Origin of the sequence: Pseudomonas umsongensis, assembly GCF_002236105.1 — a bacterium.
Lineage (GTDB): Bacteria > Pseudomonadota > Gammaproteobacteria > Pseudomonadales > Pseudomonadaceae > Aquipseudomonas > Aquipseudomonas umsongensis.
Genome location: NZ_NIWU01000006.1, coordinates 94,134 through 112,988, shown reverse-complemented (window position 1 = coordinate 112,988; position 18,855 = coordinate 94,134). Strand labels below are relative to the sequence as shown.

Below are 18,855 nucleotides of genomic sequence, written 5' to 3'. Positions count from 1 at the left end.
GACTGCAGCATGTTCAATGACCTGAGTCGCCTCGGTAAATACCTCGGTCAGGCTGCGCGCCTGATGGTCGGCATGCCCGACTACGACAATTACGTCGAGCACATGCAAAGCAAGCACCCGGACAAACCGGTGATGAGCTACGAGGCGTTCTTTCGCGAGCGCCAAGAGGCTCGCTACGGTGGCAAGGGTGGGCCGAAGTGCTGTTGATTAAACAGCCAGGTTGACGCAATACCCTGTGGGAGCGGGCTTGCTCGCGAAAGCGGTGTGTCATTCAGCATTCATGTCGACTGACACGACCTCTTCGCGAGCAAGCCCGCTCCCACATCTGTTTTGTGTTTTTCTTTCATTTCATTACGACAGGAGATTTAGCGTGTCCTCTCCAATCCCGGTCACGATCCTCAGCGGCTTCCTCGGCGCAGGTAAAACCACACTGTTGCGCTACCTGCTCAAAGCCGAGCACGGCCTGAAAATCGCCGTGATCGAAAACGAATTCAGTGACGCCGGTATCGACACCCAGCTGTTGGGCGACGAACCGGTACAGGTCATGACGCTGGCCAACGGCTGCGTCTGTTGCACCATTCACACCGACCTGACCAAGGCCTTGTACCTGCTGCTCGAACGCCTCGACAGCGGCGAGATCGCCTTTGATCGCCTGGTGATCGAATGCACGGGCCTCGCCGACCCGGCTCCGGTGGCACAAACGTTCTTCATCGACGAGGAGCTGCGCGAGCGCTACATCCTCGACGGCATCATCACGTTGGTGGACGCGGCACACGCCGAACAGCACCTGACCCAGACCATCGCCCAGGCGCAGATCGGTTTCGCCGATCGGCTGTTGGTAAGCAAGCGTGATCTGGTGGACGAAACTGCATTCACGGCGTTAAGTGAACGCCTGACCCGTATCAACCGTCGTGCGCCGATCCGTGTGGTCGACCACGGCAAGATCGATCTGGCCGAACTGCTTGATGTGCGTGGGTTCAATCTCAACGCCGATCTGGGCGGCGGCGTGAGTTTGCGCCCAGTGAGCCAGGCCCCGTCCATCGACCGTATTTCCAGCCTGGTGTTGCGCACCGAAAAACCGCTGGATATCGACAAACTCAGCGAGTTCATGAACGAACTGCTGGAGGACCACGGCAAGCAACTGCTGCGCTACAAAGGCGTGTTGAACATCCTCGGCGAACCGCGGCGCATGGTGTTTCAGGGCGTGTTGAAGCTTTACGGTTTCGACTGGGACACGGAGTGGGCGGCCGATGAAACCCGGGAAAGCGTGATCGTGTTCATTGCCGATGATTTGCCGCAGGAAAAGATTCGCCAAGGTTTCGCGCGAGTAGCGGCGAGTTAACCGGCAACACGCTTCTGGCTGCAGAGCGGTTGAGCGTTCAGCAATACCGCTTCCAGATGATCCAGGTGTCGGTCCAGTAACATAACTGCCTTCGCGGCGTCCCTGCGCGTTAACGCATCCACTATTTGCTCATGCAGATGCCACGCGCAATAGTCCTCCAACGCAACATCAAATTGAGCAATCGCCAACGAGACCAGTGGCACCAGGCTGCTGAGAAAATGCGCTAGAGGTGCGTTACCCGCCATCTCTGCCAATTGCAGATGAAACTCCCCTGACAAACGAATCGCTGGGCCTCGCTCGGTGCATTGGCGCTCGCTATCGACCAGTGTCCGCAGGCGCTCCAGGACAAGCGGGCAGGGGCGCTGGCAGGCCAGCCGCACCAGCATGAGTTCGGTCAGTCGCCGGGCGTGCAAGGCCTGCCGGGTTTGCTCGACATTCAGCTGCGCGACGCGAGGACGGTGGTTGGCTCGCAGGACAATGACTTGCTGGTGGGAGAGTCGCGTCAGCACGCCACGAATGTCGCTGCGTCGAACACCAAACACCTGCGCCAGGCTTTCTTCGGTAAAGCGACTGGTCGTGTGGAGGCGCTGTTCGAGAATGGCATCGAGCACCCGTGAGTACAGATCCTCTACCGCCGGGGCAAAGGGCAGGGCAACAAGAGTCTGTGGCGAGGCGAAGCTGTTCATGGCCTGTCTCCAATTTGAAACGGATTCAACTGCCGAGGTTGTCGTCCGGAATATTCAGTTCGATGCCCATGCGCCGGCCTTCGCGCAAAATGTGCCGGCGCATCTCGGCGCTGGCCTGGGCACTGTTCTTGCTGCGGATCGCGCGCACCACCGCTTCGTTTTCTTCAAGGCGTTCAGCCAGGTGCTCCGGGGAGTTGCGCAACACGTCGGCGCTCTGCTTCAGGGCATTGCTGGTCTGCTGGACCACACTTTGGAAAATCGGATTCGACGTCAGCGTGAACAGCTCTTCATGGAACGCGATGTAGGCATTCACGCCGGCCTCGCTGTCATTGGCTTCCAGGGCTTCACGCATGTCCATCAGGGTCAGGCGCAGTTGCCCGACTTCCTTGCTGCTGATGGATTGCGCCACCAGGCCGACGATAAATGGCTCAAGGGTGTAGCGAAGTTGCAAAACGTCTTCCAGGCTCGCCCCGGCCACTGCGCTGTCGTGGCTTTGGCTGTCGCTGAGATTCGCGTCCAGCACCACCACGCCTTTGCCCGGCATGGAGCGCACCAGGCCGAGGGTTTCCAGGACGATGACGGCTTCGCGCAGGCTCGGGCGGCTGATGCCCAGTTGTTCGGCCAGTTCACGCTGCCCCGGGAGCATTTCGCCGGAGCGCCACTGACCGCGGGCCAGTGCGGCCCGAAGCTTTTCTACGACTGAATTTACAACGGTCGATGAGGTAATCACTGTTTGCTCCATGAGCATCTATAGCGTTGTTGGCCGTACCCGCCCGAAAGCAGGCACGGCGTTTGTTCAAAATTCCTGCTGATGGGCCGGGGTCACCGGTTTTCTCGGCTGGAAGGTATAACCCACCTGCCCGGAAAGCACCTTGTTCGCCCGCTGCACATCGATGTCCTTTTCCCAACGAGCAATGGCCACGGTCGCCACGCAATTGCCGATCAGGTTGGTCAGCGCCCGTCCGATGCCCATGAACCAGTCCACTGCCAGCACCAATACCAGGCCCACCACCGGAATCGCCGGAATCGCCGTCAGGGTGGCTGCCAAAATGACCAGTGCCGAACCCGGAATCCCGTGCGCACCCTTGGAGGTGATCAGTGACACCAGCAGAATCGTTAGCAGGTCGGTCATCGCCAGCGGCGTGCCGGTGGCATTGGCGATGAACACAATGGCCAGGGTCAGGTAGATCGAAAAACCGTCGAGATTGAATGAATAGCCTGTTGGAATCACCAGCCCAACCGTCGAGCTGCCGATGCCCAGATGCTCCAGCTTGCGCATGATTTGTGGTAGCACGGCATCGGACGAAGCGGTCCCCATGACGATCAACAGTTCTTCGCGCAGGTACTTGAGCAGCGGCCACATCCGCAGGCCGGACAGGCGCATCACCAGGCCTAGAATCAACGCGACGAAGGCCACGCAGGTCAGGTAGAACAAACCGACCAGGCTACCCAGGTGCTGCAGTGAATCCAGGCCATATTTGCTGGTGGTGAAGGCGATTGCGCCGAACACACCGATCGGCGCCAGTCGCACGATCATGCCCATGATGCGGAAGATCACGTGGCTGAGTTCATTGATCAGTCGCGAGATACCGGAGGCGGCTTCGCCCACCAGATTCAACGCACTGCCAAACAGCACCGAAAACAGCAGCACTTGCAGGATATTGTTGTCTGCGAAGGCACCTATTACAGAGGTCGGGATCAGGTCCATCAGGAACTGCGTGGTGGTGTGCATGTGCTGGCCACGTTGGGCGATATCGCCCATGTCTGCGGCAGAAAGCTGATCCAGATGAATGTTCGCGCCGCTGCCGATTCCAGTAGTGAAGGCGAATACCAGGCCGATCACCAACGCAATGGTGGTGAGGATTTCAAAGTAGATCACTGATTTCAGGCCGATGCGGCCGACCTTCTTAAGGTCGCCGGCACCGCTGATACCGCTAACCACTACGCAGAACACAATCAGGCCGATGAGCATTTTGATCAGCTTGATAAAACCGTCACCAAGTGGTTTGAGCTGAGCGGAATATTCGGGAAGGGTCAGCCCGCAGACGATGCCGAGCACCAGTCCGAGAACCACTTGGAGGAAGATTGAACGCGAGCACCATCTGAGCATGGGAGGAATCCTGGTCGGTGTCCTGGCTGCCGTGCGCGTCGCGCATCAGATTCAGGACTTAATTATTGTGGTCTTACCGGTATGTCCAGTGCAGGCGCAGTCTACGCTGGGTTTTTTCAAGATTACAAGGGGAAATCGTAAAATTGGCATGACCGGTCTGACCAGTTGTGCCGATCCTATTGAAAATCAAAAGATCGCAGCCTTCGGCAGCTCCTACGGAACCTGCGTACACCTGTGATTTCGCGAAATTACGCTACCTCTGTAGGAGCTGCCGAAGGCTGCGATCTTTTGATCTTTATGACGGACAAAAAAAACCGGCCATCTCTGGCCGGTTTTTTTGACCGCGGTTTAGCGGTGCAATTAAGCGCCGTATACCGGCAGCTTCTTGCAGATAGCCTTGACCTTCTCACGAACGGCATCGATCACCGCTTCGTTGTTCAGGTCTGCCAGGATGTCGCAGATCCAGCCGGCCAGTTCCTTGCACTCTGCTTCCTTGAAGCCGCGAGTGGTCACAGCCGGAGTGCCGAAGCGCAGGCCGGAGGTGACGAACGGGGAGCGAGGGTCGTTTGGCACGGAGTTCTTGTTCACGGTGATGAACGCTTTGCCCAGGGCGGCGTCGGCATCTTTACCGGAGATTTCCTGCTTGATCAGCGACAGCAGGAACAGGTGGTTTTCAGTACCGCCGGAAACCACGTCGAAACCGCGCTCGATGAACACGCTGGCCATGGCCTGGGCGTTTTTCACCACTTGTTGCTGGTAAGCCTTGAATTCAGGTTGCAGCGCTTCCTTGAAGCAAATCGCTTTAGCGGCGATCACGTGCTCCAGTGGGCCACCCTGGGCACCCGGGAATACCGCGGAGTTCAGCTTCTTCTCGATGTCGGCGTTGGCGCGAGCCAGGATCAGGCCGCCACGTGGACCGCGCAGGGTCTTGTGGGTGGTGGTGGTCACCACGTCAGCGAATGGCACCGGGTTCGGGTAGACGCCAGCGGCGACCAGACCGGCCACGTGGGCCATGTCGACGAACAGGTAGGCACCCACCTTGTCGGCGATTTCACGGAAGCGTGGGAAGTCGAGGATCTGCGAGTAGGCAGAGAAACCGGCCACGATCATTTTCGGCTTGTGCTCAACGGCCAGGCGCTCGACTTCGTCGTAGTCGATCAGGCCATTGGCGTCGATGCCGTACTGGATGGCGTTGTACAGCTTGCCGGAGGACGAAACACTGGCACCGTGGGTCAGGTGACCACCGTGGGCCAGGCTCATGCCCAGGATGGTGTCGCCAGCCGACAGCAGGGCCAGGTAAACGGCGCTGTTGGCTTGCGAACCGGCGTGCGGTTGAACGTTGGCGTAATCGGCACCGAACAGTTCTTTGGCTCGATCAATTGCAAGCTGCTCGACGATGTCAACGTACTCGCAACCACCGTAGTAGCGCTTGCCCGGGTAGCCTTCGGCGTACTTGTTGGTCAATACCGAGCCTTGAGCTTCCATCACCGCAGGGCTGGTGTAGTTTTCCGAAGCGATCAGCTCAATGTGCTCTTCCTGGCGCTGAGCTTCTTGCTCCATGGCGGCAAAGAGATCGGCGTCGTACTTGGCAATAGTCAAATCACGGCTGAACATGGCGGTCCTCAAGGATCGGGGGCGGAAAAGGGGGGCATTCTAACCCAATGGCTTTTGGAAGGCATATGAAACGACATCATGTCGCAGACAAGTGGGCTTCATGACGGGATCAGCGGTGAATGGGCCGGCCTCTTCGCGAGCAGGCTCGCTCCCACAGTGGATCTTGAGCGTTCAATAATTTTGTGTACACCCAAGAAACCCTGTGGGAGCGAGCCTGCTCGCGAAGGGACCGCCCGCGTCACCACACAATGTCAGTCGAACATGAAGAGGGCATCATTGCTGAACTGCCCTTCAAAGGTGTGGGCCGGCATCGGCCGGCCAAACAGGTAACCCTGGACCTCATCGCAACCGTGTTCACGCAGGAAGTCCAGTTGCTCCTGGGTTTCCACGCCCTCGGCGATCACCGCCAGGTTAAGGCTGTGGGCCATGGCGATGATCGCCCGGGCGATCTGCGCATCCTGTTCACCCGATGGCAGGCCGTCGACAAAGGTGCGGTCGATCTTCAGTACATCGATCGGGAACTGCTTGAGGTAGTTGAGCGATGAGTAGCCCGTGCCGAAGTCGTCGACCGCGATGCTCAGGCCAAGGTTTTTCAACCCGGCGAGAATCTGCATGGCTTCGCTGACTTCGCGCATCAGGATACTTTCGGTCAGTTCCAGTTCCAGGCACGCCGGCGGCAGGCCGGTTTCCTTCAGGATGTTGGCGATCCGCGTGCCAAGCTGGCCGTCGGAGAATTGCCGGGCGGAGATGTTCACCGACACCTTCGGCACGCGCACCTTGGCCTGATGCCAGGTCTTGAGCTGGCGGCAAGCCTCGCTGATCACCCAATCCCCGACGTCCACCACCAGTCCGAGTTCTTCAAGCACCGGAATGAAATCTCCCGGCGGTACCAGGCCACGGCGCGGATGACGCCAGCGCAGCAAGGCTTCGGTGCCGGTCAGGCGTTTGCCATCGCCGCTGAACTGCGGTTGGTAGTACAGCACGAATTCGTTTTGTTCCAGGGCATGTCGCAAGTCGCTTTCCAGTTCCAGGCGCTCCAGGGCGCTGGCGTTCATGTCCGCCTGATAGAACTGGAAGTTGTTCTTGCCGCGCTCCTTGGCGTGGTACATCGCGGTGTCGGCGTTCTTCATCAACTGGCTCAGTTCATTGCCGTCCTGCGGACTCAAGGCGATGCCGATACTGGCCGTGACGAAGAACTCACGGCCTTCGAGTACGAAGGGTTTGACCAGGCTGGCGAGGATCTGCTCCGCCACGTGAATCGCCCGCGTCAAGGCGATTTCCCGGTTGGCCCGCGGTTGCAGGAGCAAGGTGAACTCATCGCCGCCCATGCGCGCGACCGTGTCGTCGTCGTCGACGCAACCGAGCAGGCGCGTGGCCATTTCCTTGAGCATGCGATCACCGGCGGCATGGCCCAGGGAGTCGTTGATCGGCTTGAAGCGGTCCAGGTCGAGGAACATCAACACCACCCAGGACTTCTGCCGTTCAGCCGCCTGCAACGCCGTGTGCAGGCGATCCTGGAACAGTGTGCGGTTGGGCAGGTGGGTCAGGGCGTCGTAATAGGCCAGGCGGTGAATCCGTTGTTCACTGGCCTTGCGTTCGCTGATATCGCTGAAGAAACACACGTAGCTGGCCAGGTCGCCTTCGTCGTCCAGAACCGCGGTAATGCCGACCCAGGCCGGATAATGCTCGCCATTGCGCCGACGCAGCCACACTTCGCCTTCCCAGGTGCTGTGCTGGTTCAGTTGCTTGAGCACGTAGCGCAAATGAGCTTCCTGCTGCTCATCGACGGTGAGCATGTTGGGCAACTGGTCGAGTACCTGTTCCACGGCATAACCGCTGACACGGCTGAAGGCTTCATTGGCCTGGACGATATAACCGGCCGGGTCGGTGATGAGGATCGCCGAGGTCGAGTGTTCGAATACCGTGGCGGCCATGCGCAGGTCTTTCTCGGCCCGGCGTTGCTGGCTGATGTCGCGACCGACGCCCAGCACGCCTTCGAATGCACCGTGTTCGTCCCAGACCAGGACCAGTCGCAGCTCGATAGGAATCTTGCGCCCATCGCCGCGCAGGCAGTCGAACAGGAATAGTTGGGTTTGCACCTGGCTGCGCAGAAGGGCCAGCTGTTCAGGTTTATCCAGCGCTTTGCTGACGCGATCCATCAGGCTATAGATGCCACTCAACTGCTGCGGATTGGCAATGGTCGATTGCCAGCCGTTCTGGAAAATCCACTCCACTTCGTAGCCCAGCACCCCCTGCACGGAAGGGCTTACGTAGTTGAGTGCCATGCGGCTGTCGGTGGAAAAAATCACGTCGCTGATGCTTTCGGCGAGCATGCGGTAGCGCTGCTCGCTGTCGCGCAGCGACTCGCTGGCCTCGATCTGTTCGGTTACGTCCTTGGCCACGCCGATGATGCGGGTGACCTGGTCGTGCTTGTCCCGTGCCAGTGCCTGCTCGCGAATGTCGAAACGCCGCCATTGCCCGTCACGGTGGCGAAAGCGCAACTGGCATTGCATCAATTGGCTGTAGCCGCCTTGCCGCTGGGTCTGGCGCGACCTGTGGTAGTAATCGGCATCGTCGGGATGCAGGAGGATTTCCCAGAAGTACTCGCCCATCTGCTGCAGTTCGGTGCGGTTGTAGCCCAGCGTTTGGCCCAGATGGTGGTTGCTGAAGATCATTCGCTGGCTGATCACGTCTTGCACGTAAAGGTGATCGGGCACGGTCCGCACGACGTCAGACCAGAAACGTTCGCGCTCCTGCTGCGACAGCTCGATGAGCTTGCGGCTGGTGATATCGGTGATACTCAGGATCACCGCCTTGAAGTCGTCAGGGTTCTGCGGCAGACGCAACACCAGCCACAGATGCTGGTCACGACCCGAGGCGTCCTGGAGTTTGATTTCCAGTTCGAGCTGTTGCTGTTGCCTGTGCACCGCTTCGAGCACCTGATTGCCGATGGCACTGCCCTCTACAGGATTGCCATCGATCAACAGTCTCCAGACGTGTTCACAGGTATCGACGTTAAGCAGCTGTAGGGCGACCTGATTGACTTCGGTAATGCGCAGCTCCTGCAACAGCTGCCGGCGCTGTTGCGCAACCGCCAGCCATGCTTGCAGTTGCTCGTCGCTCAGCAGCTGGGCCTTGTCAAACAAGCTCCGCAGGCCAGACATGTCGAGTACGCACAATGCCACGCCGGAGCCTTCGAAAATTTCCTGGTAGCGTCGGCGACCTTCGTGCAGCTGGCGCTGCCGACGGCGCATGTTTAGCAGGACGATGAACGGCAGCATGGAAAAAGCCAGGCATAGCAGGCATTTGCCAATGAAAGCCGGCAGCAGTTCTTCGAGCACTCGCTGGCGATCGAACAGTCCACGTAGTTGCCAGTCGCTGCTGCTCAGCGCGACGGTCAGCACGCTGTTGGCCACATCGTCCTGGGTCAAGGTGCCTGGGTTGACCTGCGGCAATGCCTCGTCGCGGCTGAGGATCTGGTGATTGAAGCGATTTTCCACCAGCCACAGCGGGGCAGTGCCCGTTTCGTTCAGATGGGTCAGTGAGGTGAAAAACGTCGGCTTGAAGCGCAAGGCCCAATAGCCGCGATTGCTGCCGCTGGCTTGATGTAGCAGCAGATACACCCGCGAGCCGTCGATGGCGTTGCTGTAGTAGTGGGGTTGGGCGCGACTGCGTCGGACCAGCTCTCCCAGATAGTCTGCATCGTCGCTGGTGCCGGCCGTGTCACTGAGGATTCTTCCCGAAGGGCTGAGCAGTGCCAGGCTCGAAAGCTCCGGCAAGGACTTTTGCAGTTTGCGCAGCAGGTCCTGCAGCTCGTCAGCTCTTTGCGGCTGCTCGACAATCGGTAGCAGGTTGAGGGCGATCTGGGCGTTGAGCGCCATGTTCAGGCTGACTTGTGCGGCCTGGTCGGCGGTGTGGTCGATGGTCGCCTGGCGTTGGATCTTCTGGGTTTCCCGAAGCTGATCGAGCAGTTGCCAGCACAACAAGGCGAGCAGCAGCAACACGAGCATCGCCATAGCGCCCTTGAGTGTGCCGTGCATGGGCGAGCCGGGTGCAACAGTCGGTGCACGGGGGATCAGGGACGGAGGGACACTGGACAAACTGTAATCCTGCGGTTTGGCTGGACTGGCGCGACGTGCACTATAAGTCGGACGCCCGAAGGGCGGCTAGCATGCCTTGAGTTGTGGCGAAGTGCCAGTCCCGCTCGGCTGGACTGCCATCTGTCATTAAGGTAGCTTTGCCGGTTACGCGGGAGCGTTCCAGCTCCTAGAATCAGACTTTTTTCAGCGCCTGCGCATTGACCTCGTCAAGCGTACGTCGCGCATGGTCTGGCCGGGCATCGCCTGCGCTCTATTCATTCATCAGTCACTGACCCTAGGTTCTCCATGGCTCAATACGTATTCACCATGCATCGGCTGGGCAAAGTTGTTCCGCCGAAGCGGGAAATCCTGAAAAACATCTCCTTGTCGTTCTTCCCGGGCGCCAAGATCGGGGTACTCGGCCTCAACGGTTCGGGTAAGTCCACCCTGTTGAAAATCATGGCTGGCGTCGACACCGAGTTCGACGGCGAAGCCCGTCCGATGCCGGACCTGAACATCGGCTATCTGCCGCAAGAACCACAACTGGACCCGACCAAGACCGTGCGTGAAGTGGTCGAGGAAGCGGTCAGCGTGATCAAGGACGCCCAGGCGCGCCTGGACGAGGTCTACGCGGCCTACGCCGACCCGGATGCCGACTTCGACAAGCTGGCTGCCGAACAGGCCAAGCTCGAAGCCATCCTGCAAGCCAGCGATGGCCATAACCTGGAGCGCCAGCTGGAAGTCGCCGCCGACGCGCTGCGCCTGCCGGCCTGGGACGCAAAAGTAGAACACCTGTCCGGTGGTGAAAAGCGTCGTGTGGCCCTGTGCCGCCTGCTGCTGTCCGCGCCAGACATGCTGCTGCTCGACGAACCGACCAACCACCTGGACGCCGATTCCGTTGCGTGGCTGGAGCACTTCCTGCACGACTTCCCGGGCACCGTGGTCGCGATCACGCACGACCGTTACTTCCTGGACAACGTCGCTGGCTGGATCCTGGAACTCGACCGCGGCGCGGGCATTCCGTACGAGGGCAACTATTCGGGTTGGCTGGAAGCCAAGTCCGATCGTCTGGCCCAGGAATCCAAGCAGCAGTCGGCTCACGAAAAAGCCATGAAGGAAGAACTGGAGTGGGTGCGCAAAGGCGCCAAGGCCCGCCAGTCGAAATCCAAGGCACGTCTGCAACGCTTCGAGGAAATGCAATCGCAGGAATTCCAGAAGCGCAGCGAAACCAACGAGATCTACATCCCGGCGGGTCCACGCCTGGGCGACAAGGTCATCGAGTTCAAGAACGTCACCAAGGGCTACGGCGATCGCGTATTGATCGACAACCTGTCGTTCTCCATGCCTAAAGGCGCCATCGTCGGTGTGATCGGCGGTAACGGTGCCGGTAAGTCGACCCTGTTCCGCATGCTGATGGGCAAGGAAACACCGGATTCGGGCAGCATCGAAGTCGGCGAAACCGTGCAGTTGGCTTGCGTGGACCAGAGCCGCGAAGACCTGGACGGCAGCAAGACCGTGTTCCAGCAAATCTCCGATGGTTCCGACCAGATCCGCATTGGTAACTACGAGATTCCGTCGCGCACCTACGTCGGCCGCTTCAACTTCAAGGGCGGCGACCAGCAGAAGTTCGTCAAGGACCTCTCCGGTGGTGAGCGTGGTCGCTTGCACCTGGCGCTGACCCTGAAAGAGGGCGGCAACGTCCTGCTGCTCGACGAACCGTCCAACGACCTCGACGTCGAAACCCTGCGCTCCCTGGAAGAAGCCCTGCTCGACTTTCCGGGCGCCGCCATTGTGATCTCTCACGATCGGTGGTTCCTTGACCGCGTCGCGACTCACATCCTGGCGTACGAAGATGACTCGCAAGCGGTGTTCTTCGAAGGCAACTACACCGAGTACGAAGCCGACCGCAAAAAGCGTCTTGGCGAAGCCGCTGCCCAACCACATCGGGTACGGCACAAAAAACTGGCCTGATTTCGGGTTGGTGGTTTGAAAAAAAGCGGTGCCTTCGGGCCAATGCCAGTCAGTCATGCTGACTGGCATTTTTATTTCTGGCCGGAGGATTGTAACGCTCGATTCAGATCCTTCCTGGCAAAACGAGACAGTACAGTGATTTTAAGTCGGTGCGATGTTTAGGTATTGAAGAAAGCCGGAAAGAAGCTGTTTAGAGATTGCAACCTAGTAGTTCTGCTAGTGGTGGACGTGAAATTACTGTTTATACTCGCTTATGTGGTTTAACACTAATTCGCTTTCTCTCCGGTGATTATAATGAGAATTTCAAATTTACCTTTGCTTCCTAAAGCAAGTCCGATTCCTGATCCTTTGATTAAGATCCAGGCTTCTAATATTACTGCTACGACATGTCGGATAAGCTGGCAGGTGTATGGGTACTGGGAAGGTGTTTACTTATATAAAGGCAGTACTCGTGTGGGCCAGTATAGTGGCGGAGGGTCTTATGAATTTACCGGGCTGACATCCAAGACGCCTTATGTTTTTTCTGTGCATCCTAAAACGCATGGTCCGGGCAGCCCTGAAGGTGAAAGTGTGCCTGTTACCACCGCCAGGCACAAACCGAGTCCTCCGTCATTTCTTGAGGCTTTCAATCAAACTTCGTCTGAGGTTAGTTTGTTCTGGGGGGACGGTGCAGTCGACGGTGGTGAGCCACGCTATGAACTAAGGCGTGATAATGATTTGATGGAAGTGCCACGCCATCCTCCTTATAAAGATACCACTCCAGAGCAAGGGCGAGTTCATAAATACTGCATGCGTACGTATGATGAGGAATTTAACTTTTCCGATCCCATTTGTGTCGATGTCGAGTTCGAAGACTTTACCGCACCGACAGTGCCTACTGATCTGAGAACCACCAATTTAGGGCTTATCTTCAGTTGGGATGAATCCAGTGACAGCTCAGGGCATGTTACCTATCGGGTCGATCAGGGAGTTGATCATAAATTAGGGGAAACTATAAATACTGAGTTTGCTATTGCCGGTCTGGTTCCAGGTCAACGCTACGAGTTTGGTGTAACTGCGTTCGATCCTACGGGCAATGAATCAAATCGGGTTTTTGTTCAATATCCCAAGGTTGGTATTCCATTTAACGTTGGGGAAGTTAATTTTCCTGCAAAAAACCAACTTCCAGGGTTTTCAGGTTCCGTCGGGTCTCGATTCACGCCAACGCCTCCGACCTATTTTAAGCCTTTTAATCACACGGCGAGTCAGGTTTCATTTTATTGGTACGGCGGTGAAGTAGAAACTGGTGAACCTCGATATGAACTGCGTCGAGATAATCAGCTCCTCGAGATACCAATTTCGCCCCCCTATACCGATACAGATCCACAGGAAGGACGAGAACACGTTTACTGCATTCGAACTTACGATGAGTCATTTCGCTACTCGGAGCCTGTTTGTGTCAAGGTTAGTTTTCCGGACTTTACCTCGCCGACAGACCCCTCGAATCTTCGAACCACTGATCTTGGCCTAACATTGACGTGGGAGCCGTCGTATGACAGCTCTGGCAATATTACTTATATCGTCGAACAGGGCGGTATAGAGTCGGGGCGTACGAAAGAGACCGAGTTTGCTGTTACCGGGCTGGAATCAGGTAAGCGATATACGTTTAGCGTAAGGGCGGTGGATGGTACCGGGCATGAGTCAGATCGCGTATCTGTTCATTATCCTGCATTGGGTATTCCTCTTCCGGGGAAACGTGTCGGTTCGGCCCTATTGGCTTGACCTGCTCAACCAAGCCCTGATGCTGGCGCATCAGGGCTTTTATGTGCAGGGTGCATGCTGGTGCAAGCCCTGCGGATGAGGTCCCCTTTATGGTGCATGAGGTGCTCAAAAATCGATTATTTTATATCTTGAGCACCATTTAATTTCATAAATGCGACATTCTGCTCTATTCCTGTGCGCGTTTCGTTTGTTAAAGTCCGGCCCAATTTCTTCCAACGACAATAATTTGCCGAGACTTTTCCATGATCGAATCCGTCGAATCCTTCCTTGCCCGGCTTAAAAAACGCGACCCGGACCAGCCTGAATTCCACCAGGCCGTCGAGGAAGTCTTGCGTAGCCTGTGGCCCTTTCTCGAAGCCAATCCGCATTACCTGACCTCAGGCATCCTGGAGCGCATGTGCGAGCCGGAGCGAGCTATCGTGTTCCGCGTGTCCTGGGTCGACGATCACGGCAAGGTGCAGGTCAATCGCGGTTTCCGTATCCAGATGAACAGCGCCATTGGCCCGTACAAAGGCGGCCTGCGTTTCCATCCGTCGGTGAATCTGGGCGTCTTGAAGTTCCTGGCCTTCGAGCAGACCTTCAAGAACTCGTTGACGTCGTTGCCCATGGGTGGCGGCAAAGGCGGTTCCGATTTCGACCCCAAAGGCAAAAGCGACGCCGAAGTCATGCGCTTCTGCCAGGCCTTCATGAGTGAGTTGTATCGCCACATTGGCGCCGATGTCGACGTGCCGGCCGGCGATATCGGCGTCGGTGCCCGCGAGATCGGCTTCCTGTTCGGTCAGTACAAGCGCCTTAGCAACCAGTTCACCAGCGTGTTGACCGGCAAGGGTCCGAGCTATGGCGGCAGCCTGATTCGCCCTGAGGCCACCGGGTTCGGTTGCGTGTACTTCGCCGAGGAAATGCTCAAGCGTCGCGGTGAAACCGTCGAAGGCAAACGTGTGGCGATCTCGGGTTCTGGCAACGTTGCGCAGTACGCGGCGCGCAAGGTCATGGACCTGGGCGGCAAGGTTATTTCGCTGTCTGACTCCGAAGGCACGCTGTACTGCGAGAGCGGGCTGACCGAAGAGCAGTGGCAGGCGCTGCTTGAACTGAAAAACGTGCAGCGCGGACGCATCAGCGAACTGGCGGGTCGATTTGGCCTGGAGTTCCTGGCTGGCCAGCACCCATGGGGGCTGAGCTGCGACATCGCGCTGCCGTGCGCCACGCAAAACGAACTGGATGCCGAGGCGGCACAGGCGTTGCTGCGCAATGGCTGCTTCTGTGTGGCGGAAGGGGCGAACATGCCGACCACCCTCGAAGCCGTGGACCTGTTTATCGAAGCAGGCATCCTGTTCGCGCCGGGCAAGGCGTCCAATGCCGGTGGTGTTGCTGTCAGCGGTCTGGAGATGTCGCAGAACGCCATGCGTTTGCTATGGACCGGCGGTGAGGTGGACAGCAAGCTGCACGCCATCATGCAGTCGATCCATCATGCTTGCGTGCATTACGGTGAGGAGAATGGCCAGGTCAACTACGTCAAGGGCGCGAACATCGCCGGTTTTGTCAAAGTCGCCGACGCGATGCTGGCCCAAGGTGTGGTTTAAGCCGGCTCGATACGAATGATCTCGATCGTTTGATCGCCGGCCGGGCGTTGCCACAGCACCTCGTCACCGAGTTGCGCCCCGAGCAGTGCCCGACCCAGCGGCGATCCCCAATTGATCAGGCCATGAGCGGCATCGGCCTGATCTTCGCCCACCAGTTGCACCCGGTGCTCGGCGTCATGTTCATCGGCGTAGGTCACCCGACTGCCGATCTGCACTTTTTCGGTGGACGTGGCGACTGGTACGACCTGGGCGCTGCCCAGGCGTTGCTTGAAGTAACGCAGGTCGCGCTCCAGGTCGGCCAGGCGCTGCTTGTCGGCCTGATCGCCCTCCGCAGACTGCGCGGCGTGCAGGGCTTGCAGTTCGCCAACCTTGGCCTGCAGCAGTTTCAGGCCCTGTGGTGTGACGTAGTTGGGCTGCGCGCTGACCTGCCGTTCGACTGGCTGATCGGCTTGCGCAGCGGCGTTATCTTCATTGACGAATGCCCGGCTCATGGTTTTCTCCCGTTATAGGGTTTGGGCCATGCTCGCAGGCATTTGGTTGCACAGGATGTCTGAAAGCGACTCATGGCGAGCGATAGGCTCGAGCGGCATCCTGATCCTTCTGTTGCTCCCAGGCTTTGTCCCGTTCATTGAGGTGACTGTTGCGATAGCTCTCACGATCCTCGTTTTCGCGCATGGCCTGACACTGACGGAAACCATCGCTCCAGCCTTCGGCGTAATTCTTGTCCTTCAGGTAGCGCGGGACGTTTTTTCGAAACTCGCCGGTGATGGCCCCGGCGGCCTGTCGACCACTGCTGCACCCATCATCGAACCCGTCGGCGAATGCCGGTGGATAACCCTTGGCGATCAGATCTTCGTGGGTTGTCTGGCAACCAGCGATCAACATCAACAAACTCAACACACCTGCGCAACGCCACATCTCGGACTCCCGGGGCCGTTTAACGGCCTATAAGGGAAGTCTAGGTGCGGGTTCGTCAGGTGTTTGTGGAAGGCCTGTGAAAAATCCATTCAACACCACAACCCCCACCCCCCTGTGGGAGCGAGCCTGCTCGCGAAGGCGGTGGATCAGCCGCCATCGATGTCGGCAGACAGTGCGCATTCGCGAGCAGGCTCGCTCCCACAGGGTGGATCGGTGCATTTTGGTCAGTAGTGATACCACTTCACCTCTAGCATCACTTCATTCTCAGGCGTGGCCAGGTGGCTGAACTCGCGCTGGGCGCTCAGGCGCAAACCGAGGTTGCGCGACAATTCCCACTGCTGGTTCAGGCTCAGGCTACGGCGCACTTCGCCATTGGTGAAGAAATCGCCTTTTGCCTCCAGGCTCAGATTGCCCAGCGGGTTTTTCCACAGCAGGCCGGTGTTGAAACCTGCTGCCGGCGATATGAATTCGGCGAAGTCATTATTGTGCTCCACGCGCACGGTGCCCAGGGCGAACCCCAGCATGTCGTCGCCCAGTTGCCAGGTTCCGCCGCCGCCGCCATTGACGTGGCTGACCAGGGTTTCATCGTCATGCTTGCCCGGCACTCGCTCCAGGCCACCAGTGACCTGCCACGACAACGGTTGCAGCAACTCATTTCGCGGGGTCAGGGAGCGAATGGTCGCCAGGTCCAGTTGCTGCACTTGCCAGTCATTGCCTTCGTACTGGCGCAGTTTCAATTGCAGGATCTCGATCTGTGCGCCGAGGGGGAAGCTTTCGGCGTTGTCATTGAGATCGTGATAGGCCATGCGCAAGCCGTACTCGCCAAAGGCGCGGTCACCACGGGTGCCCAGACCGGCCTGCCAGGTGCGCGACTCATGGCCGTCCTCGGGCAGGCCAGGCTGCGGGATGTCCAGTTCTGGGGCGGGATTGCGGTTGATCGCCCGCAGCAACTCAAAGCTGCGCTGGGCCCGCTGCGGATCTCGCTCCTGGCCGTTGGCGCGATAGCGTTCCAGGCGGTAGGCCGCATCGATGATCAGCGCCTGGCGGTCACGGGGTTGCGCCTTGAATTCGGGCGTTTGCAATTGATTCTGGTCGGCGCTGACCTTCAGTACCCACTGTTGTTCTTCATCGGTCAGTGGCTCGGCTCGGCTCAGCAATTCCCGTTCGCGAGACGGACGATACTGGATGGACTCCACCAGCCCGGCCTCTTTCACGGCCTTGACGGTGTCGGTGGGAATGGCTGTCAGTGGGAATTGCTCGGTCAGGCGCAGACTCGGACGCGCCACTTGCAGCAGTTCCAGCAGGCGATAGGAGCAGTTTTCGTCGAAGAAGAAATAGTCGAACTGAATCTGTTTCAGTTCCCAGACGTGCTCGACCATGCGCGCCGTTTCCTGCTGGGTCAGGTTCAGGCGGTACTCCCACAAGTCACGGTTTTCGAGACTGCGGTATTCCGAGAGCTTTTCCTGGTAAGGCACCAGCGCAAACAGCCCCGGATAGCCCCCCATCAAGCCTTTCCAGGCGTACAGGATGCTGTTGTCGGAACCCTCGATGTAGGCGCCGAAGTTGATCGCGTAACTGAGCAGCGAGGTCTTGTCGCTTTGCACGTCGGCCTGATCGATGCGCAGCAATGTGTGGCCGAACATCGATGACGGGCTGTTCAGGTAGGCCGCCGGGAAGATCATCACCGCGCTGTGGGGCGAAACGTCCTTGAACCATTGATTGAACTCGGCGCAGTCCAAAGCCGGCAGGTCGGTCAGGTTGAGCTGCGCCTTGAGCCAGCGGGTTCGTGCCGGGTAGACGCACTGCGCATGCTGTTCGCCGGAAGTGGCCGGGGCGTACAAGGCTTGCACGGTGGCCGCCAGTTCACGGTCCGGGTGTTCGTTGCCATCGGCGGCAAGAAAAAATTTCTTGTCGCTGACATAGCTACGCCAGCCACCGAGCTTGGCGGTTTCGTAATGGCCCAGGGAGATCCAAAAGGGGTCGTTGGCCAGTTGCTGCAAACGTTGTGGATCGATGTGAGGCGCGGCGGACAGCGGGGCGCAGACACAGAGCGCCAGCCAGGCAAGGCGTTTGAGCATAATCAGCAACTTAAACAGGAAAAAAACAAAGACCCAAGGAGGGGGCAGTTCCAAAAAATAAACCCGCTTCCCGAAAGAAGCGGGGTGCGCTGGAGCTTAAGCCTGAGTGGCGTACTTGGCCAGGCGAGGATCGCTCTTGAGAACGGCCAGGGTGTTGGTATGCACATCTTCCGCGGTCACGTCAGCTTTGCTGAAGATCTGCTGGAAGTGCTCGTGAGTGACGGCGGCGAAGTGCGCACGGTCTTCCGGCGCCACGCCCAGTACTACGGCGTAGGTGGTCAGCGCTTCGCCCTGACCTTTAGCCATGTCTTCGGACAGCTCGTTCATCATGCCATTCATGGCAAACCAGGATTTGCCGCCATAGGTCAGCGACGCGTTGGTCGAGCAACCGTTGGTACCGGAAGTCATACCAAATGTTGCGTTGCCGGAAGTGCCGTTGGTGGTGGATGCCAGGAAGTGAGCCGGGGTACCACGCTGACCTTCGAACAGCATGTTGCCCCAACCGCAATCCGGGCCGCCTGGCGCCTGAGCCATGGCGTTGATGGATACCGCGGTGAAGAGAGTACCAAGAAGAATCCGTTTCATAGCTTTGTTCTCTTTATGTGCAAACCAATGGACAAGGGTTCTGGCGCCTATCTCGCCAGTGTGGACTGGTTATTAATCCAGTCGCGCAGTTTGGAGTTTAGGCATGATCAAGGGGTTCCGTGATTTTTTGC

Annotated in this window: 15 protein-coding genes; 6 read left to right on the top strand and 9 right to left on the bottom strand. The window is 58.3% G+C overall.

Annotated elements, in window-relative coordinates; translation table 11 throughout:
- The first annotated feature begins 9 nt into the window (after nt 1-9).
- Together PSUM_RS24915 and yjiA are read left to right on the top strand one after the other, a co-directional pair.
- Nucleotides 10-207: a YbdD/YjiX family protein gene (locus PSUM_RS24915; protein WP_008058222.1), complete on the top strand. Its 198-nt coding sequence runs from the start codon at nt 10-12 to the stop codon at nt 205-207.
- Nucleotides 208-370: 163 nt separating this feature from the next.
- Nucleotides 371-1,342, top strand: coding sequence for a GTPase (yjiA, locus tag PSUM_RS24910; RefSeq protein ID WP_083349771.1), 972 nt, complete (start codon nt 371-373; stop codon nt 1,340-1,342).
- Here yjiA and PSUM_RS24905 read toward each other — a convergent pair.
- From PSUM_RS24905 to PSUM_RS24895, 3 genes are all read right to left on the bottom strand, one after another.
- Nucleotides 1,339-2,028 (bottom strand): GntR family transcriptional regulator, encoded by a 690-nt coding sequence (locus PSUM_RS24905; RefSeq protein WP_083349770.1) that lies wholly within the window; start codon nt 2,026-2,028, stop codon nt 1,339-1,341. The genes yjiA and PSUM_RS24905 overlap by 4 nt on opposite strands.
- Before the next feature lie 25 nt (nt 2,029-2,053).
- Nucleotides 2,054-2,758, bottom strand: a complete 705-nt coding sequence (locus PSUM_RS24900) for a FadR/GntR family transcriptional regulator (RefSeq protein ID WP_020798672.1) — start codon at nt 2,756-2,758, stop codon at nt 2,054-2,056.
- Nucleotides 2,759-2,824: 66 nt separating this feature from the next.
- Nucleotides 2,825-4,138 carry a C4-dicarboxylate transporter DctA gene (locus tag PSUM_RS24895; protein WP_020798670.1) on the bottom strand — a complete coding sequence of 438 codons (1,314 nt, stop codon included), beginning with the start codon at nt 4,136-4,138 and terminating at the stop codon, nt 2,825-2,827.
- Here PSUM_RS24895 and PSUM_RS24890 point away from each other — a divergent pair.
- On the top strand, nt 4,137-4,376 hold the full coding sequence (locus tag PSUM_RS24890; protein ID WP_020798671.1) for a hypothetical protein: 240 nt from the start codon (nt 4,137-4,139) through the stop codon (nt 4,374-4,376). The two genes, PSUM_RS24895 and PSUM_RS24890, sit on opposite strands and share 2 nt — an antisense overlap.
- Nucleotides 4,377-4,498: 122 nt before the next feature.
- Here the strand turns inward: PSUM_RS24890 and glyA are convergent, their stop codons facing one another.
- Together glyA and PSUM_RS24880 are read right to left on the bottom strand one after the other, a co-directional pair.
- Nucleotides 4,499-5,752, bottom strand: a complete 1,254-nt coding sequence (gene glyA / locus PSUM_RS24885) for a serine hydroxymethyltransferase (RefSeq protein WP_020798669.1) — start codon at nt 5,750-5,752, stop codon at nt 4,499-4,501.
- 251 nt (nt 5,753-6,003) lie between these two features.
- On the bottom strand, nt 6,004-9,792 hold the full coding sequence (locus tag PSUM_RS24880) for a sensor domain-containing protein (protein ID WP_093935814.1): 3,789 nt from the start codon (nt 9,790-9,792) through the stop codon (nt 6,004-6,006).
- Nucleotides 9,793-10,137: 345 nt separating this feature from the next.
- Here PSUM_RS24880 and ettA point away from each other — a divergent pair, with 345 nt between their 5' ends.
- The 3 genes from ettA (at nt 10,138) to gdhA (ending at nt 15,143) form a co-directional block, all read left to right on the top strand.
- Nucleotides 10,138-11,802 (top strand): energy-dependent translational throttle protein EttA, encoded by a 1,665-nt coding sequence (ettA, locus tag PSUM_RS24875; RefSeq protein WP_020798667.1) that lies wholly within the window; start codon nt 10,138-10,140, stop codon nt 11,800-11,802.
- Between the two features lie 294 nt (nt 11,803-12,096).
- Nucleotides 12,097-13,563: a fibronectin type III domain-containing protein gene (locus PSUM_RS31945; protein WP_175582349.1), complete on the top strand. Its 1,467-nt coding sequence runs from the start codon at nt 12,097-12,099 to the stop codon at nt 13,561-13,563.
- A gap of 242 nt (nt 13,564-13,805) precedes the next feature.
- The gene (gdhA, locus tag PSUM_RS24860) at nt 13,806-15,143 is read left to right on the top strand and encodes an NADP-specific glutamate dehydrogenase (protein ID WP_033041344.1); all 1,338 of its coding nucleotides are present in this window, start codon (nt 13,806-13,808) and stop codon (nt 15,141-15,143) included.
- Here gdhA and PSUM_RS24855 read toward each other — a convergent pair.
- The 4 genes from PSUM_RS24855 to PSUM_RS24840 all read right to left on the bottom strand — a co-directional run bounded on the left by PSUM_RS24855 (nt 15,140) and on the right by PSUM_RS24840 (nt 18,724).
- On the bottom strand, nt 15,140-15,634 hold the full coding sequence (locus PSUM_RS24855; RefSeq protein WP_033041343.1) for a GreA/GreB family elongation factor: 495 nt from the start codon (nt 15,632-15,634) through the stop codon (nt 15,140-15,142). The two genes, gdhA and PSUM_RS24855, sit on opposite strands and share 4 nt — an antisense overlap.
- 70 nt (nt 15,635-15,704) lie before the next feature.
- The gene (locus tag PSUM_RS24850; RefSeq protein ID WP_020798663.1) at nt 15,705-16,061 is read right to left on the bottom strand and encodes a hypothetical protein; all 357 of its coding nucleotides are present in this window, start codon (nt 16,059-16,061) and stop codon (nt 15,705-15,707) included.
- Nucleotides 16,062-16,285: 224 nt separating this feature from the next.
- Nucleotides 16,286-18,139 carry an Lnb N-terminal periplasmic domain-containing protein gene (locus PSUM_RS24845; protein WP_033045240.1) on the bottom strand — a complete coding sequence of 618 codons (1,854 nt, stop codon included), beginning with the start codon at nt 18,137-18,139 and terminating at the stop codon, nt 16,286-16,288.
- A gap of 96 nt (nt 18,140-18,235) precedes the next feature.
- Nucleotides 18,236-18,724: a DUF3015 domain-containing protein gene (locus PSUM_RS24840; protein ID WP_020798660.1), complete on the bottom strand. Its 489-nt coding sequence runs from the start codon at nt 18,722-18,724 to the stop codon at nt 18,236-18,238.
- Between the last annotated feature and the right edge of the window lie 131 nt (nt 18,725-18,855).